This is a genomic window from Malaciobacter halophilus (genome assembly GCF_002837275.1).
Taxonomy (GTDB): Bacteria; Campylobacterota; Campylobacteria; order Campylobacterales; family Arcobacteraceae; genus Malaciobacter; species Malaciobacter halophilus.
Window position 1 is genome coordinate 26,009 of the sequence record NZ_NXIF01000040.1, and the last position, 8,422, is coordinate 34,430.

The window sequence follows — 8,422 nt, forward strand, 5'->3', positions numbered from 1 at the left end:
TTTGGAGTAAGTCTTAATGATAAATAATATCTCAATATTAAAAAATATTACAATTTTGTATGCTGAAGATGAAGCAAGCTTAAGGGAAATTACTTTAAATATTTTAAAAGGTTTTACTAAAAAGCAGTTTGTTGCTCAAGATGGTAAAGAAGGACTTGACCTTTTTAAAGAGAATGAAGAAGAGATTGACCTTATCATTACAGATGTAAATATGCCTCATATGAATGGTTTAGAGATGATAAAAGAGATTAAACAAATTAATCCTAATATTCCTATTATTGTTGCTACTGCATTTTCTAATACAGAGTATTTATTAGAAGCTATTGATATTGGAGTTGATAAATATGTACTTAAACCAATAGATATGAAAAAATTACTTCAAACTATGAGCCAATCACTTTTGTATCATGAATTAAAAGATTTATATATTGATAAACTTACACACTTACCAAATAGAAATAGATTAAAAAAAGATTTAGCTCAAACAAATGAAGATTTAATGGCACTTATAAATATCGATAAATTCTCAACATTAAATGACCTATTTGGAGAGAATAATGGAGATAAAATACTTTCAGAATTTTCTGACAACTTAAAAGAACACTTTACAAAAGATGAATATAAAATTTATAGAATAGAAGCAGATAAGTTTGCAGTTGTTTCAAAAGAGTACAATAAAGATATAAATGAATTTAAAAAACTTTGCAAAGAGTTTGCAAACAATATTCAAAAAGAGTCAATAATTATAGATGATAATGAAGTTGATTTGAATGTAACAATAGGTATTGCAAAAGGAGATGGTAATAGAGCCTATAAATACTCTCAAAGAGTTATTGCTTATGCAAGAAGTAAATTTGAGCAAGTTATGATTTATGACGATTCTTTTAATATCCAAGAATCTTTTGAAGAGAATATAAAGTGGGTTAAGAAAATCAAAAATGGATTAAAAGATGGTAACTTTAAAGGTTTTTACCAACCAATAGTTGATAATAAAACACAAGAAATTTACAAATATGAAGCCTTAATTAGATTTATTGAAGATAATGGAGATGTTATCGCACCATTTCATTTTTTAGATATTGCAAAGAAAGCAAAACTATATCCACATGTAATTAAAGTAATGCTAAAAGAAGCACTACTACTAATAAATGAGAAACAAAAAAGAGTTGCAGTAAATATCTCTTTTGAAGATATAGCAAGTAGCGAAACTCAACACTTCATATATGAAGAATTAAAAAATGAACCCGAAGCTACAAAACTTTTAGAGTTTGAAATATTAGAAAGTGAAGAGATTTCAGATATTCAAATTGTAAAAGATTTTATAAAAGAAGTTAAAGCCTTAGGCTGTACTGTTGGAGTTGATGATTTTGGTGCAGGATACTCAAACTTTAATATGCTTACAAATTTAGATATTGATTTTGTAAAAATTGATAGTTCCTTAATAAAAGAAATCGACCACTCAAAAAATCAAGAAATTATTGTAAATACTATCTCTAACTTCTCAAAAGAGTTTGGGTTTACAACTGTTGCAGAGTTTGTAAGTAGTAAAGAGATATATGAAAAAGTAACATCTTTAGGAATTGACTATTCACAAGGTTACTACTTTGGGAAACCTGTAAGTTTTGAAGAGGTATAAAAAAGGATGAGTTAATTCATCCACTCTTTAATAATTAAATCTTTATTAAATAAAGTACTTTTTATTCTAGCTGCATTTGCAATACTAACTAATTTTTTACTAGCTTTACTTAAATCATCATTTACTAAAAAATAGTCATATTTATCAATAGAATTAATCTCTATTTTTGCATTTTTAACTCTTTTTTCAATAACATCTTTTGAATCAGTTGCTCTATTATTTAATCTATTTTCTAACTCTTTTAAGCTAGGTGTTGTTATAAAAACTGAAGTAACATAAGATGCAAGTTCAGTCTTTTTTACTAAGTCATGCCCTTGTACATCAATATCAAATATTACTAATTTTTCTTGAGCAAGAGCTTCTTTTACAGGCTTTAAAGAAGTACCATAATAGTTCCCATGAACATCTGCATACTCTAAAAAATTTCCAGCAGCAATATCTTTTTCAAACTCTTCTTTACTACAAAAAAGATAATCAACTCCATGTTTTTCACCCTCTCTTGGTGCTCTTGTAGTAGTAGATATTGAAAAATAATACTCATTTATATCTTTATAAACCTCTTTTAAAAGTGTTGACTTCCCACATCCACTAGGACCAGAAATAAGTAATATTGCACCATGCTTATCTTGCATTAATTTTTTTCCTTCAAGCTTAATTTTAAATCTATATCTTCTCCATTAGAAAGCTTATCAATTACACCTTGGTCAAACTTTTCAAGTAAAGGTCTTAACTCATCAATACTATATTTATTTAATATGAGTTTTAAAGGCTGGTCTTGATTAATATCATAATCATTTACTTCACTTAAAGCATCATCAATAATATCAGATAACTCTTTCCAATCATTCTCTTTTTCATCAGTAACAACTTCATTTTGAATATTGTCATATCTTAATATATCTGAGATTTTAGATAATTCATTATTGTCTAAAACTCCACCATCATTTAATGATGCCAAAGTTACAATACTCTCATCATTATCATCTTCTATATCAGAAGCAATATTATCAGCAAGTGATTCTACATAATTAGTTAAATCCTCTGTTGAATCATCACTTAACATTGAAGCAGCAGAGTATTTTGCACTATTTTTAATATTCTCTTGTTTTTGTAAAGTCTCTTCTTCACCAATAAACTCAATTTGTTCTTTGATTATTTCTTGAAGTTGTAAAGGAAGAAAAGGTCTAGGAATAATAAAATCTCTTGCTTTTTCAAAAGGAAGTTCATCATTACAAATTGCACCTAATTTAGAACAATATTTTTTAAGAGTGTTAAACTTATCATCTATATACTCTTGGTCAATTATTATAAAATCTTTTTTTTCTTCAACATCATGATTACTTTGTACAAGCAACTCTAAATCAAGTTTTTTACATACAAGTGTAAAAATCTTTATAATTATTGGAGTATTACTAATCAACAATAAATTCACCTTATCTCCTCTAGCTTCAAATCAACAAGTTTATAAGTTTTATCACACTTTTTAGCAAGTTCTTCATCATGAGTAACTAATATAAGTCCTGCATTACAAGAGTGTACATATTTAAAAAGTGCATTAATTACATGAGTTGAAGTATCTTTATCTAGATTCCCAGTAGGTTCATCAGCAAAAATCACTTTTGGCTTTTTTGTTAATACCCTAGCTATTGATAATCTTTGCTGTTGACCTCCACTTAGTTCTCCAACTCCTTGATTGATTACATGCTCAATATCCAATGTCTTAAGCAGTTTTTCATCAATCTCATTTAAACTAAGTAGTGTGGCAATATCTAAATTCTCTTTTGCACTAAAACCTCTAAAAAGATAGTGTGCTTGAAATATTATACCAAAATCTTCTCTACGTATATTTAAAAGCTTTGATTTTTTTTGTTTATATATATCTTTTTGTTCAAAAAAAACTTCCCCACTATTTGGCATTAAAAGTGAAGATAGAATATTTAGTAAAGTTGACTTTCCACTTCCACTCATTCCAATAATTGCAATAGTCTCTTTTTCATGTAAACATAGATTAATATTATTAAAAAGTTCGTAGTCAAATTTATGAGAAACCCCTTTTGCTTCTAGCAAAAGGGGTTTACTTGTAGAGTGTGACGAGTTAGAGTTTTGTTCGTGCACAATTAATCTTTATTAAGATTATTTACCCATTTGTTTTGCAACTTCCGCAGCAAAATCTTCTTCTTCTACCTCAATACCTTCACCAAGTTCAAATCTAATGTACTCAACGATTTTAATTGATGAATCAACTTCCGCAATTGCTTGTTCAACAGTTTTTTTATCATCCATTACATAAGCTTGAGATAATAAAGCAAGTCTTCCATCTAATTGAGTATTATCTTGAATATATCTTTCAATTTTTCCAGGAATAATTTTATCCCAGATTTTTTCAGGTTTACCTTGCTCTTTTAATTCTGCTTCAAATTTAGCTTTTGCATTTGCAAGAGCTTCATCTGTTAATTGAGATTTAGAAACAAAATCAGGAATGTTTTTTAATGGTTTTCCTAATCTTTTTAATTCATCATTTTCAGCTTCAATTTCAGCTTTAATTGCTCTATTTTCAGCTTCTACAAACTCTGAGTCTAAATCAGTATATGAAATAACTGTTGGTTTCATAGCTGAAGCATGCATAGCAATATTTCTTAATAATGTTGCAGTTTTTTCTTTTGCTGCATCATCACAAGTTGCAGCTAATAATACACCAACTTTTCCAGTTGCATGTACATAACCATTTACTACTGCACCTTCAACAGCAGCTAATTTTCTAGCAACTAAGTTTTCACCAATAGTTGCAATTTTTTCATTTAAAAATGTTGAGAACTCTTGTCCATTGATAGTTGAAGATGCTAAAGTTTCAGCATCTTTAATATCATTTTCTTGAGCATGTGCAGTAATCTCTTTAGTTAATGCAATAAAATTTTCATTTTTAGCAACAAAATCAGTTTGAGAGTTTAACTCTAAAATTGTACCTTTTGTATTGTCTTCATTAATTAATACAGAAATTAAACCTTCTGCAGCAACATTTCCAGCTTTTTTAGCAGCTTTACCAAGACCAGCTTCTCTTAAGTGTTGAACTGACTTATCTAAATCACCTTCGCACTCATTTAAAGCATTTTTACAATCAAGCATACCTGCACCAGTCATCTCTCTTAATTGTTTAATTAATTTTGGAGTTGCACCTGCCATGATTATGCTTCCTCCTCAGTTTTTTCTTCTTCAGCTACTGCTTCAGCAACAACTTCTTTTGCTTCTTCTTCGCTTACAGGAACTTCTACTTCATCATTTCCTTCAGCATCTGCAGCTGCAGCTTTACCTTCATTAATTGCTGCTGCCATTTCTTGGCAAAATAATTGAATTGATCTAATTGCATCATCATTTCCTGGAATTGGGAAATCTACAACATCAGGGTCGCAGTTTGTATCTAATGGAGCTACAACTTTAATTCCTAATCTTCTTGCTTCTTTAATAGCAATTTTTTCTTTAACAGCATCAAGAACAAACATCATATCTGGTAAATTTTTCATCTCTTTAATTCCACCAAGATATAACTCTAGTTTTTCTTCTTTTCTTGTAAGCATTAAAGCTTCTTTTTTAGTTAAAAGATCAAATTGACCTTCTTCTCTCATTTTTTTAATTACTTCTAATTTTCTAATTGATTTTTTAATTGTTCCATAGTTTGTTAGCATACCACCTAACCATCTGTGGTTAACATATGGCATACCACAAGATTCAGCAGCTTTTTTAACAGCTTCACTAGCTTGTTTTTTAGTACCAACAAAAATCATTGTTTGACCTTCAGCAGCTGCATCTCTTACTACATTATATGTATATCTGAAATATCTTAACGTTTTTTGTAAGTCAATAATATAAATATTCTTTCTAACACCGAAAATGAATTTTTTCATTTTTGGATTCCATCTTCTTGTTTGGTGTCCAAAGTGTACACCACACTCTAATAGGTCTTTCATTGTAACCATATTGATTCTCCTAAGTTTTTATTTTTTCAATTGGGTTTAGCCTCTGTGCCCCTTAGTATCAAACAAATAATACAACCCATTTTAGGATTGACACATGTGAGGTTTCTTATTCAAATTTATATTAAAAATATGATAAGAACGCGTATTTTATCCAAGTTAACTTTAATTTAAGTTTAAGTAGAAATGAAGAGAAGCGAAACTTCTCTTCAAAGTAGTAGATTACTTAGCAGCTTTTGCTTCTTTTACCCATGCATCAATTTTAGCTTTATTTTTTTCAAGCCATAATTTAGCATGTCTTTTTATATCTTTTTCTTTATTTTGTTCATTTGCCATAAGCATATTTTGACCAGAAATATCATTTACATCTATTTTAATAAGATTAAATAACTTCGCAATATCTTTATGTTTTGTTCTTACACTTGCATTAGAAACAATTCTTTGATGATTAATATTAAATCCATAATCAGAACCATTAGGTAATTTTGTAGAATCAGTATTTGGATTTGCAGAGTGTGTTACTTGTAAAAACACTACATCTTTACCTGGAACTAACTTACCACTTACCCAATATGGAGTCCAAGTATAATATAAAATTGGTTTTCCTGTTTTATAGTTTGCTATTGTATCAGCAATTATAGCTGAGTATTCCCCTTGATTATGTTCAATAGTATCTCTTAATTTAAAAGCATCTAATTGATATTCAATAACTTTTTCGCATCCCCAACCAGCATTACATCCACTTAAGTCAGCTTTTCCATCATTATCTAAATCAAAAAGTTTTGCAATTTCTGGTTTTTTTAAATCATTAATATACTTAATATTATGTTTTTGTGCAGTCTTTTTATCAATTAAATAACCTTGAGCACAATTTGAGATAAACTTATCATACTTTGTAATTTTTTTCTCTCCACCTAAGGCTTTAATTTTTCCATTATGTAATGGATCCCACATTGAAGCTAAAAAATACACTTCATCACTATTTGCATTATTTGCAATAGTTTGAAATGCAATATCATAGTTTACTTCATTAAAGTCAACTATTTCATGACCCATCTTTTTTAAAGCTTCTGCTACAATTAAAGTTTGAAATACCTCTTCTGCTATTGTTGATTTTAGAACATGCACTTTAGCCCCAAACAATGAAGTAGCGACTAAAAGTGAAGCTAATCCTGAAATAATTAATTTTTTACCAAACATCTATTCTCCTTATTTTTTTATTAGCTTATAAACTAAACCAATTGGTCCTTTTTGAAACCATCTTAATTTATTGCTTTTATCTTTTCTTCCCATCTCTTGTGTTAATCTATCTAAAATAACTGCTAATAAAACTATTCCTAGTCCACCAACAGCAGCAAGTCCAATATCAAGTCTTCCAATTCCTCTTAATACCATTTGTCCTAATCCTCCAACTGAAATCATTGAAGCAATTACAACCATTGAAAGTGATAGCATTAGAGTTTGGTTTACTCCTGCCATAATTGTAGGCATTGCAACTGGAACTTGTACCTTAAATAACATTTGTGTACTACTAGCACCAAATGACCTTGATGCTTCAATTAAATCTTCTGGAACTTGTCTAATACCTAAATTTGTAAGTCTAATTAATGGTGGTAATGCAAATATAATTGTTACAATTACACCTGGAACATTACCAATTCCAAACAACATTACAATAGGAATTAAATATACAAAAGCAGGAGTTGTTTGCATTGCATCAAGTATAGGCCTTACAACTTTATTAACTGTATCACTTTTTGCACTCCATATTCCTAAAGGAAGCCCAATTATAATAGAGAAAAATACTGCTGTTAAAACTAAAGCAAGAGTAATCATTGACTCTTCCCAAGCACCAATAAATCCAATAATAAAAAATGAAATCATTGTTCCTAAAGCCATCTTTTTAGTAGAAAACTGTAAGGCTAAAAGTACAAAAAATACAATAACTATATATGGGTTTAAAAATAGTAAAAATGACTCAATAGATTTTAAAACAAAATCAATTGGTAACTTTGCAGCTAAGAAAAACTCTCTAAAGTTTTCAACTGTCCAGTTAATAGCATCATTAGTCCAAGTATCAAATGGAATAATAGCATCATCAAAAGGATTTAAAATATCAAAATCCTTACTCTCTTCAGGAGCTGCTGCTGTTTGTGTCCAATCTACTGATGATTCTTTATTCTCTTGCGCAGTAGAAGCATTTCCCCATGGATCACTACTCATTTTCTACTCCTTCATCAAATACTTTAAGTAAACTACTTTTAGAAATAGTTCCTTTATATTTTCCTTTTTCATCTACAACAGCAGTTGGAAAAGTATGCTCTGCAATATCAGATATAAACTCAGATATTTGTAAATTTTCATCAATTGAGTCTTGTTTTATAATTGCATCATGTAAGCTACCGCCAATTTTTTGTTGTTCTTTTAAAGAATCCACTGTTAATAATCCAATATATATTCCATTCTTTTCAATAAAATATGCATAGTCCTCATCAAAATCACTAATATATTGTAATGCAGACTTTATTCCAAAACTTGGTTTATTAATAATTGTTGAGTGATTTTTCTTAACTATATGAGATGCATTTAATACTGATGTTACATCAACACCTTTAAAAAATGACCTAACATAATCATTTGCAGGATTATTTATAATCTCTTCTGGTGTACCAATTTGAGATATTTCTCCATGTTGCATAATTGCAATTCTATCGCCAATTCTAATTGCTTCATCTAAATCATGTGAAATAAAAACAATTGTTCTTTGCTCTTCACTTTGTAAAGTTAAAAGTTCATCTTGCATCTCTGTCCTAATTAA

8 protein-coding genes and 1 pseudogene are annotated in these 8,422 nt (G+C 28.9%); 1 reads left to right on the plus strand and 8 read right to left on the minus strand.

Annotation, left to right across the window (positions count from 1 at the left end; genetic code table 11):
- Nucleotides 1-16 precede the first annotated feature (16 nt).
- Nucleotides 17-1,636 (plus strand): EAL domain-containing response regulator, encoded by a 1,620-nt coding sequence (locus CP960_RS10640; RefSeq protein WP_101185452.1) that lies wholly within the window; start codon nt 17-19, stop codon nt 1,634-1,636.
- Between the two features lie 11 nt (nt 1,637-1,647).
- Here the strand turns inward: CP960_RS10640 and gmk are convergent, their stop codons facing one another.
- The 8 genes and pseudogenes from gmk to CP960_RS10680 all read right to left on the minus strand — a co-directional run.
- Nucleotides 1,648-2,268, minus strand: a complete 621-nt coding sequence (gmk, locus tag CP960_RS10645) for a guanylate kinase (protein WP_101185454.1) — start codon at nt 2,266-2,268, stop codon at nt 1,648-1,650.
- Entirely contained in the window at nt 2,268-3,068 is an 801-nt protein-coding gene (locus CP960_RS10650) for a hypothetical protein (RefSeq protein WP_101185456.1), read from the minus strand. The genes gmk and CP960_RS10650 overlap by 1 nt, the downstream gene beginning before the upstream one ends.
- Nucleotides 3,065-3,751 carry an ABC transporter ATP-binding protein gene (locus tag CP960_RS10655; RefSeq protein WP_228152063.1) on the minus strand — a complete coding sequence of 229 codons (687 nt, stop codon included), beginning with the start codon at nt 3,749-3,751 and terminating at the stop codon, nt 3,065-3,067. Before CP960_RS10655 ends, CP960_RS10650 begins: the two co-directional genes overlap by 4 nt.
- 18 nt (nt 3,752-3,769) lie before the next feature.
- Nucleotides 3,770-4,816, minus strand: coding sequence for a translation elongation factor Ts (tsf, locus tag CP960_RS10660; protein WP_101185458.1), 1,047 nt, complete (start codon nt 4,814-4,816; stop codon nt 3,770-3,772).
- Between the two features lie 2 nt (nt 4,817-4,818).
- On the minus strand, nt 4,819-5,607 hold the full coding sequence (rpsB, locus tag CP960_RS10665; RefSeq protein ID WP_101185460.1) for a 30S ribosomal protein S2: 789 nt from the start codon (nt 5,605-5,607) through the stop codon (nt 4,819-4,821).
- A gap of 219 nt (nt 5,608-5,826) precedes the next feature.
- Nucleotides 5,827-6,804, minus strand: coding sequence for a glycine betaine/L-proline ABC transporter substrate-binding protein ProX (proX, locus tag CP960_RS10670; protein WP_101185462.1), 978 nt, complete (start codon nt 6,802-6,804; stop codon nt 5,827-5,829).
- Nucleotides 6,805-6,813: 9 nt separating this feature from the next.
- Nucleotides 6,814-7,827, minus strand: coding sequence for a glycine betaine/L-proline ABC transporter permease ProW (gene proW, locus CP960_RS10675; RefSeq protein WP_101185465.1), 1,014 nt, complete (start codon nt 7,825-7,827; stop codon nt 6,814-6,816).
- A pseudogene (locus CP960_RS10680) lies at nt 7,820-8,422 on the minus strand (glycine betaine/L-proline ABC transporter ATP-binding protein); the annotation flags it as partial. The pseudogene CP960_RS10680 and the gene proW, both read right to left, overlap by 8 nt.

Coding starts and splice junctions, on each gene's coding strand:
- CP960_RS10640 (WP_101185452.1), top strand. CDS start 17: ATGATAAATAATATCTCAATATTAAAAAATATTACAATTTTGTATGCT.
- gmk (WP_101185454.1), bottom strand. CDS start 2,268: ATGCAAGATAAGCATGGTGCAATATTACTTATTTCTGGTCCTAGTGGA.
- tsf (WP_101185458.1), bottom strand. CDS start 4,816: ATGGCAGGTGCAACTCCAAAATTAATTAAACAATTAAGAGAGATGACT.
- rpsB (WP_101185460.1), bottom strand. CDS start 5,607: ATGGTTACAATGAAAGACCTATTAGAGTGTGGTGTACACTTTGGACAC.
- proX (WP_101185462.1), bottom strand. CDS start 6,804: ATGTTTGGTAAAAAATTAATTATTTCAGGATTAGCTTCACTTTTAGTC.
- proW (WP_101185465.1), bottom strand. CDS start 7,827: ATGAGTAGTGATCCATGGGGAAATGCTTCTACTGCGCAAGAGAATAAA.